We start from the raw sequence: 16727 nt of genomic DNA, 5'->3' as shown, positions 1-16727 counted from the left end.
TGTCTCCTGTCAGAAAAGTCGTAAATCCAGGGCCCGGGACAGCTCTTCCAGCGCCCAAATGCCCGCCACCGAGTTGCCATAGCTGTTGAGTTCCGGCGACCACACGCAGACGCTGAAGCGCCCCGGCACCACCGCCACTATACCGCCGCCCACTCCCGACTTCGCGGGCATGCCCACCCGGTAAGCAAAATCCCCGGCCGCATCGTACAGGCCGGAGGTGAACAGCAGGGCATTGAGCTGCTGGGTCTGCAACCGGGGCAGCCAGGCCTCGCCGGTCATCACGCAGCGGCCGCCATTGGCCAGGAAGCCGAAGGCCCGGGCCAGATCGACGCAGCTCATGGACAGCGCGCAGTAGCTGAAATAGGCCCGCAACACCTCGTCCACCTCGTTGTGGAAATTGCCGAAGCTCTTCATCAGGTTGGCCATGGCGGCGTTGCGAAAGCGGTGTTCGTATTCCGAATCCGCCACCTTGTGATCAATGCGAATGACACCGTTGCCGGCACGCAGCCGCATGGCTTCCAGCACCGCGTGGACCGGGGCCGACAGCCGGGAATAAAGGGCATCCACCACCACCAGGGCACCGGCGTTGATAAAGGGATTGCGCGGTATGCCCTGTTCGAATTCGAGCTGTACCAGGGAGTTGAAGGCATTGCCCGAGGGCTCCTTGCCAACCCGCCGCCACAGCTCGTCGCCATAGCGCTGCTGGGCCATGGCCAGGGTGAAGGCCTTGGAAATACTCTGGATGGAGAAGGGCTCGTCGGCATCACCACAGCGGTACAGCTCGCCTTCGGTGGTACAGATGGCCATGCCGAAACGTGCGGCGGGCACCTGGGCCAGGGCCGGGATATAGTCGGCCACCCGGCCCTGGCCGAAGTAGTGGCGGGCCTGATGTTCAATTCGGTCAAGCAGCGGTTGCAGGGTCACGGTCACGCAAAAGCCCGGTGGTCGGTGGAAAAGCCGGATTCTACCCTGTCCGCCAGCGCCCCGGCGAGCGCATTCCGCCAGCCGAGCTCGTCGCACAGAGCCGTAAAGTCATGGTCGGGAGCCGCGCTCAGGCGCAGGGGCGCCGCCGTCACCGGATGGCGCAGCTCCAATCCCAGGGCATGCAGCAGCAGCCGGCCACAGCCGAACCGCTCGCGGAAAAACCGGTTATGGCGCCCGTCCCCATGAGTGGTATCGCCGACGATGGGATGGCGCAGGTGGGCCAGGTGGCGGCGCAGCTGGTGCTTGCGCCCGGTTTCCGGATGCAGCCGCGCCAGGCTGTAGCGGCTGGTGGCATGTTGTTTCGACACCGCAAAGGGCAGCTCCACCCGGGCCAGGCTGTGCCAGCGGGTGACCGCCTCCTGGGCCGGCTTGTCCGGGTCGGCCAGGGCATCGGCGATGTCGTCCAGGCGGTGCGCCAAAGGATAATCGAGCCGGCCCTGCTCGGGCAGGTAGCCACGCACCAGCGCCAGGTAGGTTTTTTCCACCCGGCGCTCGGCAAAGATCTCGGCCAGGCTGCGGGCCACCTCGGGGCTTTTTGCGAACAACAGCAGGCCCGAGGTGGGCCGGTCCAGGCGGTGGGCGGCATAAACGTGCCCGCCCACCGCGTCCCGGGTCAGTTGCAGGGCAAAACGGGTCTCGTGCCGGTCAAGCCAGCTGCGGTGCACCAACAGTCCGGGCGCCTTGTTGACCGCCACCAGCCAGTCGTCCTGGTAGACGATGCCGATGCTCATGACGTCCGTTCCACCGCTCGGCCGCTCAGCGCCTCGTCCAGCAGGGCGATGGCGTCCTCCAGCGCCCGGGTGTCCTCGGGCAGGGAGCGAAAGCTTTCCACCGCCATCGGATACACGGCGATGCGGGTCGGCAGCGGGGCGCCGGCGTCGAGCAACGCCTGCAGGCGCGGCAGCAGCACAAACTGCAGCCACTGGGGAAAACTCAGGGTGTCGATGCAAAAAGGCTGGGTGCTGGCCAGCGCCCGGGGCGGCGGCGCCACCGGCTCCCACCAGGACAGGGCCTGGAGTTCGCGTTCTATCCCGAGCAACAGCGGACGGGGGTCGGCAGGCATGGGCATCTCCTCGTAAAACCAGGCGCCACTATACCATCTTGGCGCCCAACTCCCTATAATCCGCCCTGGTCGACAGGAGGAGCCGATGCAGATAGACACCCTTAGCGAATTTTTGACCGGGGCCGGTACCGACTTCCGCCTCTATGATCTCGGCCGCCGGCTGCAACCCCTGGTCCGGGCCGATTTTGCCGCCATAGAAGCGGGCCAACGGCCCTATCCCTGGCCGCTGCAACAGCACGCCTGGCTGGCGGTAGCCTACTGGCAGCGGGCAGGCCTGAGCCAGCCCTATATCTGGTTCCTCAAGATCCCCCTGGATGAACGCGGCCTGCTCAGCAACGGCGCGGTCAAGCACTTTCTGGCGGCCCTGGTCGAGCAGCTCGGCCAGGAGCCTTATGCCCCCCTCAGCGAACAGCAACAGCAGCAGCTGGCCGGCACGCCCTTTACCTTCCAGCCGCCCCAGGACAAGCTCGCCGCTTTCCATGCCCGGCTGAGTCGGGATCTGGGCCGGCCGCCCTCGGCCTATTATCCGGCCCTGCTCGACTACCTCGATGATCCGGCCCGCAGTGACTGGCAACAACTGGGCCTGCAGGGCCTGGCCGATCTGGCGGCCCGCCTCGGCGACGACGAGGCCCTGGCGGCGCAACTGCGCCGGAGCCTGTGGCGGTTGCCGGAGCCCGTGCGCCTGGCCCTGCTGGCCCAGTGCGAACACCACCCCCTGCCCGCCGGGCTGGTCGAGGATCTGCTCGGCGCCATCAGCGGCGAACTGGAGCGGGCCAACCCGGACGAAGCCCGTATCGGCCTGCTGCTCAGGGCCACCGCCGGCAGTGCGCCCTCGCCCGGGCGCAGCAACAAGATTGCCAGCCTGCTGGCGCTGGCCCCGGGCCAGACCCTGATGCTCACCCTGGCGGCCCGGCTGTGGCAGGAGCTGACCGAGGAGTCACTGCTGCTGGCCTACCTGGCACAGCTCGCCGAGCGCCATCCCGCCCTGTTCAACGGCCTGTTCGCCGAGCTGGTGTCGATTCCCGCGCTGCGCCCGCTGATCCTCGCCAACCTGCACAATCCCCAGCTGCCGGCCTCCCTCAGGCAAGCCCTGGGCGGCCTGTTCCCGGCGGCCCGTGGCTGAGCTCGGCTGGCTGCTTGGCCTGGCGCTGCTGGCCGCCGGGGTCTGGCGGGTACGCCGCCAGAGCGAATTCGCCGGCCGCTGGCTCGCCCACTATTGCCGCCGCCAGCAGTTGCAGCTGCTCAGCGTATACCGTTATCGTTACCGCTGGCGGAACGGCCGGCTGCTGGCCCAGTTCCGCTTCGAGTTCAGCCACGACGGCCTGCAGCGCGACGAAGGCGAGCTGTGGCTGCACGGGCTGCGGGTGATGGAGGTGTCCCTGCCGGTGCTGCGCGAGCCACCATCGCCTATGCTGTAAGAACCACTACAGGGTGCCGACAGGCTCCCTGCCAGGCAACCGACAACGGAGGCGAACATGGAGCATATCACCCATCCTTTCAGCGAACTTTTCGAACAACTGGGACTGGACGCCAGCCACCAGGGCATTGAACACTTTCTGCACAACCACCGTCTGCCCGCCGGCGTCGAGCTGGTGGATGCCCCTTTCTGGAACCGGTCCCAGGCCAGTTTTCTCAAAGAAGGGCTGCAAAGCGACTCGGACTGGGCCGAGGTCATCGACCAGCTCAATGCCAGCCTGAGATAATCCCCAAGGGAGCCAAGATGTCCAACCAGGAAATCATCAACGCCATCCACGGCCTGGTGCGCGAAGGCAAAAGCGTCACCACCGCCGCGGTCAGGGCCCGGCTTGCCGGGCCCGTTCCCATGAGCGAGCTGCTGCAGCTTATCGGCCGCTATAAACAGGCGCCGGCCAGCCTGCCCGGGGCCACCCCGGCGCCCGTGCCCGCCGCCGACCCGGCCGACGATCTGCGCGCGCGCATCGAGGCGCTCGAAAACCGGCTGGCCCGGCTGGAACGGCAACTGGAGCAGGCACGCTGATGTGGGTCTGCGAACTGGGTTTTGACTGTTATCAGGATGTGTCCCTGGCGGACGCCGAGTCGGCGGTGCGCCAGTTGCTCGATGCCCTGCGCTACAACGGCCAGATCCTCGGCCGGGAGTTCCCCACCACCATCCACCAGGGCCGGCTCGCCAGCCGGGTGGTCTGCCCGGAGCAGGACAGCCTGCACCCGCGCCATCACAGCCGCCAGGTGGAGCTGGCCATCACGCGCCTGCACCAGGTCGGGCTGACCAGCCCCCAGGTCACCCAGCGCGGCCCGGATCTCAACTCCGACACCACCGACGAGGCGCACACCCCGGCCTGGCAACTGTTGTACACCAGCTACCTGCATACCTGCTCGCCCCTGCGCTGCGGCGACCATTTCGCCCCTATCCCCCTTTACCGGATACCGGCGGTGGCCAACGGCGATGGCAAGCAGGTGCTCAAATGGCAGGAAGACTGGGAAGCCTGCGATCAACTGCAGATGAACGGTTCCATCCTGGAACACGCCGCGGTGTCGGAAATTTCCGCCGCCGCCAGCCTGCTCAGCCGTCGGGGCCGGGATCTGGCCAAGCGCATCGAATACCTGACCCGGGTGCCAACCTACTACTACCTCTACCGGGTGGGCGGCGACAGCCTGGCCGCAGAGCAGGAACGCCCCTGTCCCGGCTGCGGCGGCGACTGGCGGCTGGCCGAGCCGCTGCACGATATTTTCGACTTCCGCTGCGACCCCTGCCGGCTGCTGTCCAATATTTCCTGGGATTTCAAGTCCTGATCCACGGCTTTGCATGGGAGACGGCCACCACCGGCGACGGGGAGACGTTTCGTGCCCTGGGATGGATTGGCGATGCGCCTGTGCGTATCAATCCGGGCCCATCGGCTCGGCGCGACGCAGAAAACCGGCCAGATCCGGCGCCAGCACGCCTATCCGGCCCTTGCCCAGCCGTTCCAGCCACACGGCGCCGCCGGCATTGTCCAGGGTGACCAGTCGCTGTTCGTCCCGGCAACTGGCGATAAACCAGGTCGGCGCCAGGCCCAGCTTGCGCTGCATCAGCTGGTGGCCAATCTGGTTTTGCTGCAAGCGCTCAAAATCGTCCTGGTTCCAGGGCTGGAGCAGGGTGAGGAAGAGGCCCTTGAAACACAGTGGCAGGTTGCCGGCAAAGTAATGGCCGAACAGCCCCGCCAGGGCCGGATGAACCGGCATCTCCAGGGCTTGGCCGACATTGTCGAAACTTCCCGCCGAGGGCCGGCGAAAGGGCCGCCAGCCAATGCGCCCATCATGGGCCGGCGGCAGGGCTGCCGGAGAATCATCCCCCGCCAGGTACTCGGCCAGGGGCCGGCCGTAGCGGCGCCGGTAACGCTCGAACAGGCCTTCCAGCGCCTGCACGACTTGATCTTGCATACTAAAGTCTCACAATAAGGCAGCTCCGCCCGCCAGGGCGATCCATGCCCCATTCTAGCAACCGGAACCCCAGATGACACCAGAGCAGAAATACCAACAGAGCCAGGCGCTGGACGCCCTGCCCCTCGGCAAGCAGAGCAGCTATGTCTGCGAATATGACCCGGGCCAGTTGCAGCCGGTGCCGCGCAGCCTGAACCGCGACGATCTCGGTCTGTCGGCGGACGCCCTGCCCTTTGCCGGCGAGGATCTGTGGAACCTGTACGAGCTGTCCTGGCTCAATGCCCGGGGCAAGCCGGTGGTGGCCATGGGCGAAGTGCGCATTCCTGCCAGCAGCGCCAACCTGATCGAGTCCAAATCCTTTAAGCTTTACCTCAACAGCTTTAACCAAAGCCGGTTCGACAGCCTGGAAGACGTCAGCGAGCGGTTGACCCGGGATTTGTCCGCCTGCGCCCAGGGCCGGGTCGGGGTGAAACTGTTCGAGCTGGCAGTGGCACCGGCCCAGTTCGGCCTGTTGCCGGGCGACTGCATCGACCAGCTGGATATCGACATAGACCGCTACCAGCCCGACGCCGCCCTGCTGCAGGGAGCCACCGAGCCGGAGGAGGTGAACGAAACCCTGCATTCCCACCTGCTCAAGTCCAACTGCCTGGTCACCGGCCAGCCCGACTGGGGCAGTGTGATGATCCGCTACCAGGGCCCGCGTATCCGCCGCGAGGCACTGCTGCGTTATCTGGTCGCCTTTCGCCAGCACAACGAATTCCACGAACAGTGCGTGGAGCGCATCTTCATGGACCTGCTCACCCACTGCCGGCCGAAGGAGCTGACCGTGTATGCCCGCTACACCCGGCGCGGCGGCCTGGACATCAACCCCTACCGCAGCAATGTGGCCGGCAAGGCCGCCAACGTCAGGCTGGCGCGCCAGTAATTCTCGGCCAGGGGCAGGCGGCACCGAGCGGAAACTGGACTCCCTCCGGCCGGCTCCGTAAACTGCCCCTTACTTTGCCTTGTTTCGGTAACCGTTATCGTGATCTTGTCTGTCGCCGTGCTGGTGTCGCACCTGGCCGGTGCGCCACCGCTGTCGTCGTACCAACCCGAGCCCGCCGAGCTGCTGCGGGCGCGACAGCTCATGCTCAGCCGCCCCAACGAATGCGTGGCGCTGACCAACCACTTCCTGCAACGCCAGGAAGCGGATCCGGTGCAGATGATCAGTTCCCGCCAGGATTTCGACCACCTGGAGCAGGCCCGGCGCTACCGCACCCGGGAACAGACCTTCGCCGCCTGGCAACTGCAGGCCCTGTGCCAGGCCAACGAAGGCCTGCTGCTGCCGGCAGACGTCAGCATCAACCAGGCCATCGCCCTGGCCAGGCGCCACTCCCAGCACGATATCCTGGCCGCCAGCCTGCTGATCAAGGCCAAGCTGGCGCTGGCCGGGCAGCGTCCGGAGCAGGCCGCCGCCCTGCTCGAGCAGGCCGCCGACGGACTGCCCGCCGACACCCGCCTGCAGGGCGACCTGCAACTGCTGCAGGCCTTCACCCAACTCCACCTGCACCGCTTCGACCAGGCCCGGCAGGGCTTCGAGCAAATCCGACTGCAGGCCCTGCAACAGGGCGACGGGCCGCGTCAGGCCTGGGCCAACTTCCTGCTCGGCGAATATTACCAGTTGCTGCAGCAGGATGAGCTGGCGCTGTCCCACTTCGTTGAAACCCTGAACCTGCTCGGCCAGCGCCGCCAGTACTACCTGAAGGCCATGGCGGCGGAAAAGGCCGCCGCCATTTATGCCGCCCTCGGCCAGGGGGATCGGGCGGTGCACTACGCCAACCAGGCCACCACCGAATTCGAACTGCTCGGCAACAGCCCCCTGCTGATAGGCTCGCTGATCAACCTCGGCCGGGTTACCCGCGCCGGCAACGACGCCAACCTGGCGCTGGTCTATTTTTTCAACGCCCTCGACCTGGTCAAGATCCAGGGCGACAGCGCCCTGATGGCGCGCCTTTACCTGGAGATAGGCCAGTCCTACCTGCAACTGGGCAACTTCGGCGAGGCCCGCCATTACCTCGACCTGGCCCGCGGCGGCTTTGAGCACGGCGGCGATCTGGCCCGCCAGACCGACGCCCTGCTCCAGCTTGGCCGCCTGCATCTGGAGCTGGGCGAGCCCGGGCTGGCGCTGTTGCAGCTGGAACGCGCCCTCGGCCTGGCCCAGCAGCGGGATGACGTGCCCCGACTGATCGAAAGCCACCGCCTGCTGGCCCGCCTGTTCGAGACCAGCGGCAACCCGATCCAGGCCCTGAGCCACCAAAAGGCCTTCCACGCCTACTTTGAGCGGGCCTCTAAGCTCAACCGGCTACTGACCCAGAGTCTGGTGCAGGACAACGAACTGCAGCTGCAGCAGGAGCGCGAACTGACCGAGCTGGCCCGCCACGGCGAACAGTTGCAGCAGGATCGTCAGCGCTTCGCCCTGCTCGCCACCAGCCTGAGCCTGCTCACGCCCCTGCTGATTTACGGCCTGTTGCGCAACCTGCTGCGCAGCCGCCGCCTGCAGCGCCAGAACGAGGAATTGCAGCGTACCCTGCTGCTCGAATCGCGCACCGGCCTGCCCAACTGGCGCCAGTTGATGCTGCGCCTGCCCCAGGAAATGGCCAAGCGCCAGCAGCGCTCCGAACAATGGTACCTGAACGAGGAGCAGGCACGCCCCTTCAACGACAAGATCTACTACCTGCTGCTGCACGTGCCCTTCATGACCGATCTCAGCGAACGGGTCGGTCTGGGCCAGGCCGCCGCCATCCAGCAGCGGCTCGGCGACTACCTCAGGGGCCGCATCCATCCCAAGGCCCGGCTCTACGACCTGCGCGAAGGCCAGTTCATTTACGTGATTTCCCAGCGCCAGGTGGCCGAATTGCAGCAGACCCTGGCGGGGCTGGAGCGGATGTTCGCCGAGTTCCCCTGTGAATTCGAGCTTGATCGGCGCCTGGCCATCGGTATTATCGGACATCCCTTCCTGCCCAAGGCGCCCCATGCGCTGGACGATCTGCGGCTGGGGGACATCCTGTACCTGGCCATGGCCGCCGCCCACCAGCTGTCGGAACGCACCGGCGAACCGGCCTGGGTCGAACTGCTGGCGGTCGACTGCCAGCAGGCGGCCTTCTTCAACGGCGATATTCGCCACTGTTGCATACAGGCAATCCTGAAGGGACTGGTCAAGGTAAACAGTTCGCACAACAAACAGCACATAGACTGGCACGCCCTGGCGCCGGCGCCGGCGGTCCCGGATTAATCCACTGTCCCGCCTGCGCTCGGGTAAATGGTGAATAATGAACAACCTGACAGACAAACAGACCCTGAAGGAGCTGAGCTGCGTTATCGACACCCTGGACCGGGTACTGGCCGATTTGCAGCACGGCGAGCCGCTGCCCGAGCCGGGCAGCGGCCATCTTTTGGGCCAGTGGCACAGGCTGTTTGCCGGCAATGCGCGCGCGCGCCAGGAGCCGGAACCGGATGCCCTGCCCGTCCTGCCCCAACTGGCCGCCACCCTGGAGCAGCAACTGGCGCGGTTGCGCCGCTGCCAGCGCCGGTTTGACCAGCTGCAGCAGTTGGGCGGCGAGCAACTGCTACAGGCCGCCCGCCGGCTGCAACTGGCGGCCTGTGCGCCGCCCGCCTCGGCGAGCCTGGTGCAGGAGCTGGAGTCGCTCGAGCATCACGGCTACCCGGGACGAGTCTGGTCCCTGTTCGAGTGCTATGGCCAGGCCCTGGCCCAGTGCGCCGCGCCGCCGGCCGAGCCGGACCTGCACCACGAGCTGTGCTACAAGCTGCAGCAATTGATCGACGAGCTGCATTTTACCGGCGAGGTGGGCGCCGAGCTGACCGCCATCCAGAGCCGGCTGCTCGACAAGCCCAGGCCCGACACCCTGCCGGCACTGTGCCTGCGCCTGATCGAGCTGGTCATCGAGGGCTGCCGCCAGGAGCGCCAGCAGTCGACCCGATTTCTGACCCGGCTCAACGGCAGCCTGGGCGACATGCACCACCACTTTGCCATCTCCCTGAGCGAGGGCCAGGCCCTGTTCGATGCCCGCGCCCACCACGGCCACCATATCGCCGGCGAGCTCAGGGCCATCGGCGAGCACCTGGTGGGCCAGAGTGACGCCGCCCTGCAGGCCGAGATCGAGCCCCGGCTGCGCAGCATCAGCCATATCCTGGACCAGCACCAGCGGCTGCAGGAACGGGAGCAGTCGCTGCTCGACCGGCTTGATGCCATGGAGCAGCAGCTCACCGAGCTGAAGGAGGAAGCCGAGCAGTACCGCCAGCGCCTCACCACCCAAAATGAAAAACTGTTCATCGACAGCCTGACCCAGATCTACAACCGGGCGGCCATGAACGAACGGCTGGAGCTGGAATACCGGCGCTGGCTGCGCTACCGGGAGCCCCTGGCCATCGCCCTGCTCGATATCGACTATTTCAAGGAAATCAACGACCGCTTCGGCCACCTGGCGGGCGACAAGGCGCTGCGGCTGATTGCCCGGACCATCAAAAAGTCCCTGCGCGAGACCGATTTCGTGGCCCGCTTCGGCGGCGAGGAATTCGTCATCCTGCTGCTCAATGTCTCCGGCGAACACCTCAACCGGCCGCTGGAAACCCTGCGCGAGGAGATCAGAAAGATACCGTTTCGTTTCAAGGAAGAGCGCGTTACCATCACCGCCTCCATCGGTGCCACCCTGCTGCGGGCGGGGGACAGCACCACTTCAGCCCTGGAGCGCGCCGACCAGGCTCTGTACCGAGCCAAACACGCAGGGCGCAATCAGCTCGTCATCGACTGAGCCACGCCCCATTCATTAGGAATCCATCATGATTACCCACATCAATCCGGTCGGCAGCATGAGCATGCTGTCCCAAATCGAGGTCGATCGCCTCAAACAGTCCGCCTCCGGCGACCTGTACCAGCTGTTTCGCAACTGCGCCCTGGCGGTGCTCAACTCCGGCAGCAAGACCGACAGTTCCAAGGAAATACTGGATCGCTACAAGTCCTTCGACATCAACGTCATCCGCCGCGAGCGCGGGGTCAAGCTGGAGCTGTTCAATCCACCCGACCACGCCTTCGTCGACGGCGAGATCATTCGCGGCATCCAGGACCACCTGTTTTCGGTGCTGCGCGACATCATCTATGTCAACAGCCACCTGCAAACCGTCAGGCAGTTCAACCTGACGTCGTCGCTGCATATCACCGACCTGGTGTTCTCCATCCTGCGCAACGCCCGGGCGGTCAATCCCGGCGCCGATCCCAGCCTGGTGGTGTGCTGGGGCGGCCACTCCATCAACCCGGTGGAATACCAGTACACCCGCGAGGTGGGCAACGAGCTGGGCCTGCGCGAGCTCAACATCTGCACCGGCTGCGGCCCGGGCGCCATGGAGGGACCGATGAAGGGTGCCGCCGTGGGCCACGCCAAACAGCGGGTCTCCGGCAGCCGCTACATCGGCCTGACCGAGCCGTCCATCATCGCCGCCGAGCCGCCCAACCCCATCGTCAACGAGCTGGTGATACTGCCGGACATCGAAAAGCGCCTGGAAGCCTTTGTCCGCCTGGGCCACGGCATCATCATCTTTCCCGGCGGGGTGGGCACCGCCGAGGAAATTCTCTACCTGCTCGGCATCATGCTGCACCCGGAAAACCGTAGCCAGCCCATCCCCATCGTGCTTACCGGCCCCAAGGAAAGCGCCAACTACTTCCGCAGCGTGGATGAGTTCATCGGCGCCACCTTAGGATCCGACGCCCAGTCCCTGTACCAGATCATCATCGATGATCCGGCGGAAGTGGCCCGCCGCATGAAGGGCGCCATGCCGCTGATCCGGGATTACCGCAAGTCGGTGGGCGACGCCTACTCCTTCAACTGGTCGCTCAAGATAGAGCCCGAGTTCCAGCTGCCCTTTGTGCCCGACCACGACAGCATGGCCAACCTCAACCTGCACTGGGAGCAGCCGTCCCAGCAGCTCGCCGCCAACCTGCGCCGGGCCTTTTCGGGCATTGTCGCCGGCAACGTCAAGGAAGGGGGCATCCACGCCATCGAGAAAAAGGGCCCCTTCCTGATCAACGGCGATCCCAAGCTGATGAAAATGATGGACAAACTGTTGCAGCAGTTCGTCGCACAGCAGCGGATGAAACTGCCCGGCACCGCCTATGTGCCCTGCTACCGCATCAACCGCTGAGGACAACGGGTGCAGTTGCTGATCCTGGATGCCCTCAACCTGATCCGCCGGCTGTACGCGGTGCAGCAGGGGCGCCACCCCGAGTCGCCGGCCCGGCTCGCCGCCACCGGCGCGGCGCTGGAGCACGGGGTGCACAAGCTGCTCGGCCAGTTTCGCCCAAGCCATGTGGTGGCGGTGTTCGACGGCGCTCCCGTCGGCTTTCGCCACCGGCTTTATCCCGACTACAAGGGCAACCGCTCGCCCATGCCGGAGGATCTGGCAGGCCACCTCGGCGAACTGCAGCAGAGCCTGCTGCGCCTGGGCGTGGAAGCGTTGCTGTCGGAAACCGAGGAGGCGGATGACCTGGTGGCCACCCTGGCCTCGACCCTGGCCCGCCATCGCCGGCAGGCCACCATAGTGTCTACCGATCAGGGATTTTGCCAGCTGCTCGGTCCCTGCATCCGGCTGTGGGATCATTTCGGCCAGCGCTGGCTGGACGAGGAACATGTCCGGCGGCAATACGGCCTGGCACCGGTCCAGCTGGTGGACTACTGGGCGCTCACCGGGGTGTCCGGCAGCCAGATAAAGGGCGTGCCGGGCATAGGCCCCAAGCGGGCCAGAGCGCTATTGCAACAATTCGGCAACCTGGACGCCCTGCTGGCCTCGGCCCCGGTCTCCAAAGAACAAAACACCGTGCAGCAACATAAAAACGACGCATTGCTGGCCAGGCAACTGGTCAGGTTAGTGGATGATATCGAGCTGGGCTTTAACCTGCAGGCCCTGCGTTACCCGCATTCGACTAAAGGGCCATAGGCAAAATGCGCCAAAAATGTTATAAAAGCCGGACCAAAACAACTTCCCCTACCCAATAACTGATAACGGAACGCTGCCCATGAGCAAACGCAGTATTACCGTGATCCCGGGCGATGGTATCGGTCCCAGTATTATCGACGCCGCCCTGCAAATCCTGGATCACGCCGGTTGTGACTTTCACTACGACTACGCCGACGCCGGCCTCACGGCCCTCGAAAAACACGGCGAACTTCTCCCCCAGGCCACCCTCGACCTTATCGCCAAAAACAAAATCACCCTCAAAGGCCCCCTGACCACCCCGGTAGGCGGCGGTTTCACCTCCATCAACGTCTCGCTGCGCAAAAAGTTCAACCTCTACGCCAACGTCCGCCCTGTGGTGTCCTTCGAAGGCACCCAGAGCCGGTTCGAGAACATCGACATCATCACCATCCGCGAAAATACCGAGGGCATGTATTCGGGTGCCGGCCAGAAGCGCGCCGACGACAACAGCAGTGCCGAGGCGATGAGCATCATCACCCGCGAGGGCGCCGAGCGCATCGTGGTGTTCGCCTATGAGCTGGCCCGCAACGAAGGCCGCAAGAAAGTCACCATAGTGCACAAGGCCAACATCCTCAAATCCACCTCAGGCCTGTTCCTGGAAGTCGCCCGGGAAGTAGCCAAGCGCTATCCGGATATCGAGACCAACGAGATGATCGTGGACGCCGCCTGCATGAACCTGGTGATGTATCCCGAGCGGTTCGACGTTATCGTCACCACCAACCTGTTCGGCGACATCCTCTCGGATCTGTGCGCCGGCCTGGTGGGTGGTCTGGGCATGGCGCCGGGCGCCAACATCGGCAAGGACGTGGCCATTTTTGAAGCCGTGCACGGCTCGGCGCCGGACATCGCCGGCCAGAACATCGCCAACCCCTGCTCGGTGATCCTGGCATCCATCCAGATGCTGGAGCACCTCGGCATGGCCGACAAGGCGGCGCAAATCCGCCAGGCTGTGGCCAAGACCATTGCCGAGGGCAAAACGGTCACCCGGGATCTGGGCGGCCATGCCAGCACCACGGAATTTACCCAGGCCATTATTGCCAACCTTTAACACCTAGCTGAAAGCGAGAAGCCGGAAGTAAAACGGCGCTGTAAACAGCGCCGTTTTTTTATGCTTTTTCTTACCGCTTCCAGCGGTGTTTTAAGCTTTGGGCTGCAGCTTGGCCACTTTGCGCGGCTGAAACACGTGCACCGTGATCTCTTCCCGATCATGGTAAAGCTGCTTGGCCTGCACCTGGAAGCCGCCCAGCTGGTCGAGCTTTTCCTGCAGTTGCTGCAGGTTGTGCACCGCCTCGGCGTAGCGTTTTTTCATCGGCAGCTTGAGGTTGAAAATGGCCTCCTGGCAGTCTTCGCTCACCAGCCAGTCGGCCATCAGCGCCACCACCCGGGCGGGCTTTTCCACCATGTCGCACACCAGCCAGTAGACATTCTTGCGACTCGGCCGCCACTTGAAGCCGTCTTCCCGGTAGTGCTTGACCTGGCCGGTGTCCATCAGGCTCTGGGCCATGGGGCCGTTGTCGATGGCCGCCACCATCATGCCCCTGGCCACCAGCTGGTAGGTCCAGCCACCGGGCGCCGCGCCCAGATCGACGCCACGCAGGCCGGAAGTGAGCCGGGTTTCCCACTCCTCGCGCGGAATGAACACATGGAAGGCCTCCTCCAGCTTGAGGCTGGAGCGGCTGGGCGCATCGGCGGGAAAGCGCAGCCGGGGGATGCCCATGTGGAAGGGCGAGTGGTTGTAGGAATAGGAGTAGCCCAGCATCAACCGGTTGTTGGCCAGGAAAAACAGGTGCAGGGTCGGCCGGTTGCGGGCCTCGGCCCGGGTCAGTATGCCCTTGCCGCGCAGCGCCTGGCGTACCGGCACGGTAAACTTGCGGCAAAAGCGCGACAGCTCCTTGCCCTCGTTGGTGTCCGGGGTTTCCACCCGGATATCGCCGCACAGGGGCATGCCCTCGGCTGCCTCCAGCAGGGGGCCGATGCGGTCGTCCAGCGGCAAATCCTGCAAGTCGGCCCACACCACCAGCATCTGGCGGGCGAAGATCAGCTCCCGGAACGGCAGCTTGCGCGCCAGCAGGTCGCCGTCTTCCGGCTGATAACACTCATACACCACATAGCCGCTGTCGTCCTTGGCGCGGGCAAAACCGGGGCAGCCCATGGCCGCCGCCCTGTCCTGAATTTCCGCCGCTGCCTCTTTTTCAAATCCGGGGCGGCAATATATCAATAACTGTTTCATCAAGACCTCAACCAGGAACGACCCGCCAGCAACAGACTCAGCCAGGCCGCCATAAAACAGACTCCCCCCAGGGGAGTCAGAAAACCGATTCCCTTGGTGCCAAGCAACACCAGGGCATAAATACTGCCGCAAAACAGCAGGGTGCCAAGCACAAACAGGAGCGCGGCAAAGTACAGGGCCGGACCGGGCTTCTGGCGCAACAGCAGGGCGGTCACCAGCAATGCCAGGCCGTGGTAAAACTGATACTGCACTGCAGTGTTGAAGGCCGCCACCAGTTCAGGCCGGGTGCCGGCCGCCGCCAGGCCGTGGGCGCCATAGGCCCCGAGGCCGGTGGCCGTCAGACCGAACAGCGCCCCCAGATAAAACGCCGGTTTAGTGAGCAAGCACAAATCTCCTCATGGTGTCCGCCATCCGCGCCAGGTTTTGCTCCAGGCTGATCCCCGCGGCCTTGCGCGGCTTGAAACCGTGGTCGCCGTCGCGTACCCAGCAGGTTTCCACGCCGTCGGCCAGATCGTAGCCGGCAAGGCTCTGCCGGTCGCCAAAGCTGTCCCGCTCGCCCTGCAACAGCAGGGTCGGGGTGGCGATACTGGCCAGGTGCTGGCCGCGAAAACGTTCCGGTTTGCCCGGCGGATGGAACGGAAAACCGAGCAGCATCAGCCCCCGGGGCGAAAGCTCGTCCGCCACCAGCGAGGCCATGCGCCCGCCCATCGACTTGCCCGCCAGAAACAGCCTGGGGTGGGCAAAGTCCGCCGCCTGCCGCCGCCAGCAGTCGAGCAGCACCGGCTCCCGGTCCGGCGGCCGCTTGCGCCCGTCGGCGCGGGTCTTTTGCATATAGGGAAACTCGAAGCGGATCACCTGGATGTGTTCACAGGCCAGGCCGGTGGCCAGGGCCTGCATGACCGGATGATCCATGCCGGCGCCGGCCCCGTGGGCCAGCAATACCCGGCTGGCGGCCGTGTCGGGGCCGTCGGTCAGTATGGTCATGGGTTCAGTGCCTTCTGTTTTTCTTCCTTGCTCACCAGCGCCAGCATCCACTCGCGAAAGGCGGCAATCTTGCCAAGCGAGGCCTGGGACTCGTGGCACACCAGATAATAGGCGTTTTTCGACATCAGCACCTGTTCGAAGGGACACACCAGGCGGCCGGCGTCGATCTCGGGCTGGGTCAGCACACTGTGCCCCAGGGCCACCCCCTGGCCGTGGATGGCGGCCTGGATCACCATGGAGGAATGGCTGAAGATGGGGCCCTGGTTGACATTGGCGGCCTGGATATCGAGCTGCTTGAACCAGGCCTTCCAGTCCCGCCGGGAAGTGTCGTGCAACAGCGTATGGCGGGTCAGATCTTCCGGTGTTTTCAGCGGCTTGATGCCCATCAGCAACATCGGCGAGCACACCGGGATCAGGTATTCGGCGTGCAGCTTGTCGGCTCGCAGGCCGGGCCAGTTGCCTTTGCCGTAATAAATGGCCACGTCCACATCGTCGGTGAGCGAGCCCTCGTCCAGATCCACCGCCTTGATGCGCACGTCGATGTCCGGGTGCGCCTCGCTAAAGCGCACCAGCCGGGGCACCAGCCACTGGATGGCAAAGCTGGGCTGCAGGCTGACGGTGAGCGCGCCCTTGGCACTGCGTGCCAGCAGCCGTTCGGTGGCGTCGGAAATGGCCGAGAAAATATCCTTGATCTCGAGGAAATAGCTCTGGCCTTCCTCGGTCAGCAGCAGGGAACGGTTGCGCCGGCGAAACAGCTTGATGCCCAAAAACTCTTCCAGCCCCTTGATCTGGTGGCTGATGGCGGCCTGGGTGACAAACAGTTCTTCCGCCGCCCGGGTAAAGCTCAGGTTGCGGGCAGCCGCCTCGAACGCCTTGAGTGCATTGAGCGGGGGTAATCGCCGGGACATCCGTACCTCGATAAGGTTTTCTAATGGCGGGGATTATAGGGGGCCGGGCCGGCACAAGCCAGCCTCGCCACCGGCCGGCGGTGAATAATTGTGATACCGCCGCCGGCGCCGGACAGTTCATGTTTCGCCCCCGGCTCTG

At 64.9% G+C, this 16727-nt stretch carries 19 protein-coding genes; 11 read left to right on the top strand and 8 right to left on the bottom strand.

Annotation, left to right across the window (positions count from 1 at the left end; all coding sequences use genetic code 11):
- Positions 1 to 9: 9 nt before the first annotated feature.
- The 3 genes from glsB to C7I36_RS03805 are packed head-to-tail and all read right to left on the bottom strand — an operon-like array spanning position 10 to position 2047.
- Positions 10 to 924 carry a glutaminase B gene (glsB, locus tag C7I36_RS03815; protein ID WP_106452572.1) on the bottom strand — a complete coding sequence of 305 codons (915 nt, stop codon included), beginning with the start codon at positions 922 to 924 and terminating at the stop codon, positions 10 to 12.
- A 2-nt stretch (positions 925 to 926) separates the two neighbouring features.
- Positions 927 to 1715, bottom strand: a complete 789-nt coding sequence (gene truC / locus C7I36_RS03810; protein ID WP_106452407.1) for a tRNA pseudouridine(65) synthase TruC — start codon at positions 1713 to 1715, stop codon at positions 927 to 929.
- Entirely contained in the window at positions 1712 to 2047 is a 336-nt protein-coding gene (locus tag C7I36_RS03805; RefSeq protein WP_106452406.1) for a YqcC family protein, read from the bottom strand. Before C7I36_RS03805 ends, truC begins: the two co-directional genes overlap by 4 nt.
- A gap of 85 nt (positions 2048 to 2132) precedes the next feature.
- Between C7I36_RS03805 and C7I36_RS03800 the strand changes: the two genes are divergently transcribed.
- The 5 genes from C7I36_RS03800 to C7I36_RS03780 are packed head-to-tail and all read left to right on the top strand — an operon-like array spanning position 2133 to position 4816.
- Complete coding sequence (locus C7I36_RS03800) at positions 2133 to 3170, top strand: DUF3549 family protein (RefSeq protein ID WP_106452405.1); 1038 nt, start codon at positions 2133 to 2135, stop codon at positions 3168 to 3170.
- The gene (locus tag C7I36_RS03795) at positions 3163 to 3465 is read left to right on the top strand and encodes a DUF3301 domain-containing protein (RefSeq protein ID WP_106452404.1); all 303 of its coding nucleotides are present in this window, start codon (positions 3163 to 3165) and stop codon (positions 3463 to 3465) included. Before C7I36_RS03800 ends, C7I36_RS03795 begins: the two co-directional genes overlap by 8 nt.
- 57 nt (positions 3466 to 3522) lie before the next feature.
- Positions 3523 to 3750, top strand: coding sequence for a DUF2789 domain-containing protein (locus C7I36_RS03790; RefSeq protein ID WP_106452403.1), 228 nt, complete (start codon positions 3523 to 3525; stop codon positions 3748 to 3750).
- Between the two features lie 17 nt (positions 3751 to 3767).
- A complete protein-coding gene (locus C7I36_RS03785) occupies positions 3768 to 4043 on the top strand; it encodes a hypothetical protein (RefSeq protein WP_106452402.1) in 276 nt (91 codons plus the stop codon).
- Positions 4043 to 4816 (top strand): Zn-ribbon-containing protein, encoded by a 774-nt coding sequence (locus C7I36_RS03780; RefSeq protein WP_106452401.1) that lies wholly within the window; start codon positions 4043 to 4045, stop codon positions 4814 to 4816. The genes C7I36_RS03785 and C7I36_RS03780 overlap by 1 nt, the downstream gene beginning before the upstream one ends.
- An 87-nt stretch (positions 4817 to 4903) precedes the next feature.
- Here the strand turns inward: C7I36_RS03780 and syd are convergent, their stop codons facing one another.
- Positions 4904 to 5443, bottom strand: a complete 540-nt coding sequence (gene syd / locus C7I36_RS03775; RefSeq protein WP_106452400.1) for a SecY-interacting protein — start codon at positions 5441 to 5443, stop codon at positions 4904 to 4906.
- 73 nt (positions 5444 to 5516) lie between these two features.
- Here syd and queF point away from each other — a divergent pair, with 73 nt between their 5' ends.
- The 6 genes from queF to C7I36_RS03745 all read left to right on the top strand — a co-directional run bounded on the left by queF (position 5517) and on the right by C7I36_RS03745 (position 13514).
- The gene (queF, locus tag C7I36_RS03770; RefSeq protein WP_106452399.1) at positions 5517 to 6368 is read left to right on the top strand and encodes an NADPH-dependent 7-cyano-7-deazaguanine reductase QueF; all 852 of its coding nucleotides are present in this window, start codon (positions 5517 to 5519) and stop codon (positions 6366 to 6368) included.
- A gap of 99 nt (positions 6369 to 6467) precedes the next feature.
- On the top strand, positions 6468 to 8714 hold the full coding sequence (locus C7I36_RS03765; protein WP_106452398.1) for a tetratricopeptide repeat protein: 2247 nt from the start codon (positions 6468 to 6470) through the stop codon (positions 8712 to 8714).
- Positions 8715 to 8751: 37 nt separating this feature from the next.
- Positions 8752 to 10251, top strand: coding sequence for a GGDEF domain-containing protein (locus tag C7I36_RS03760; protein WP_106452397.1), 1500 nt, complete (start codon positions 8752 to 8754; stop codon positions 10249 to 10251).
- Positions 10252 to 10279: 28 nt separating this feature from the next.
- Entirely contained in the window at positions 10280 to 11635 is a 1356-nt protein-coding gene (gene ppnN, locus C7I36_RS03755; RefSeq protein ID WP_106452396.1) for a nucleotide 5'-monophosphate nucleosidase PpnN, read from the top strand.
- A gap of 15 nt (positions 11636 to 11650) precedes the next feature.
- Complete coding sequence (gene xni / locus C7I36_RS03750; RefSeq protein ID WP_106452571.1) at positions 11651 to 12427, top strand: flap endonuclease Xni; 777 nt, start codon at positions 11651 to 11653, stop codon at positions 12425 to 12427.
- Positions 12428 to 12506: 79 nt separating this feature from the next.
- Entirely contained in the window at positions 12507 to 13514 is a 1008-nt protein-coding gene (locus C7I36_RS03745; RefSeq protein ID WP_106452395.1) for an isocitrate dehydrogenase, read from the top strand.
- 90 nt (positions 13515 to 13604) lie between these two features.
- On the opposite strand, the gene rlmM is transcribed toward C7I36_RS03745, so the two are convergent.
- Genes rlmM through C7I36_RS03725 form a run of 4 tightly spaced genes read right to left on the bottom strand, consistent with a single transcriptional unit; the run spans position 13605 to position 16588 of the window.
- Complete coding sequence (gene rlmM, locus C7I36_RS03740; RefSeq protein WP_106452394.1) at positions 13605 to 14696, bottom strand: 23S rRNA (cytidine(2498)-2'-O)-methyltransferase RlmM; 1092 nt, start codon at positions 14694 to 14696, stop codon at positions 13605 to 13607.
- Positions 14696 to 15079 carry a DUF423 domain-containing protein gene (locus tag C7I36_RS03735; RefSeq protein WP_106452393.1) on the bottom strand — a complete coding sequence of 128 codons (384 nt, stop codon included), beginning with the start codon at positions 15077 to 15079 and terminating at the stop codon, positions 14696 to 14698. The genes rlmM and C7I36_RS03735 overlap by 1 nt, the downstream gene beginning before the upstream one ends.
- Positions 15069 to 15680, bottom strand: coding sequence for an alpha/beta family hydrolase (locus tag C7I36_RS03730; protein WP_106452392.1), 612 nt, complete (start codon positions 15678 to 15680; stop codon positions 15069 to 15071). Before C7I36_RS03730 ends, C7I36_RS03735 begins: the two co-directional genes overlap by 11 nt.
- The gene (locus C7I36_RS03725) at positions 15677 to 16588 is read right to left on the bottom strand and encodes a transcriptional regulator GcvA (RefSeq protein ID WP_106452391.1); all 912 of its coding nucleotides are present in this window, start codon (positions 16586 to 16588) and stop codon (positions 15677 to 15679) included. The genes C7I36_RS03730 and C7I36_RS03725 overlap by 4 nt, the downstream gene beginning before the upstream one ends.
- Positions 16589 to 16727: the final 139 nt, after the last annotated feature.

This window comes from Zobellella taiwanensis (assembly GCF_003012795.1).
In the GTDB taxonomy this organism is placed as follows: Bacteria; Pseudomonadota; Gammaproteobacteria; order Enterobacterales; family Aeromonadaceae; genus Oceanimonas; species Oceanimonas taiwanensis.
This window is presented reverse-complemented; position numbering and strand designations above follow the sequence as displayed.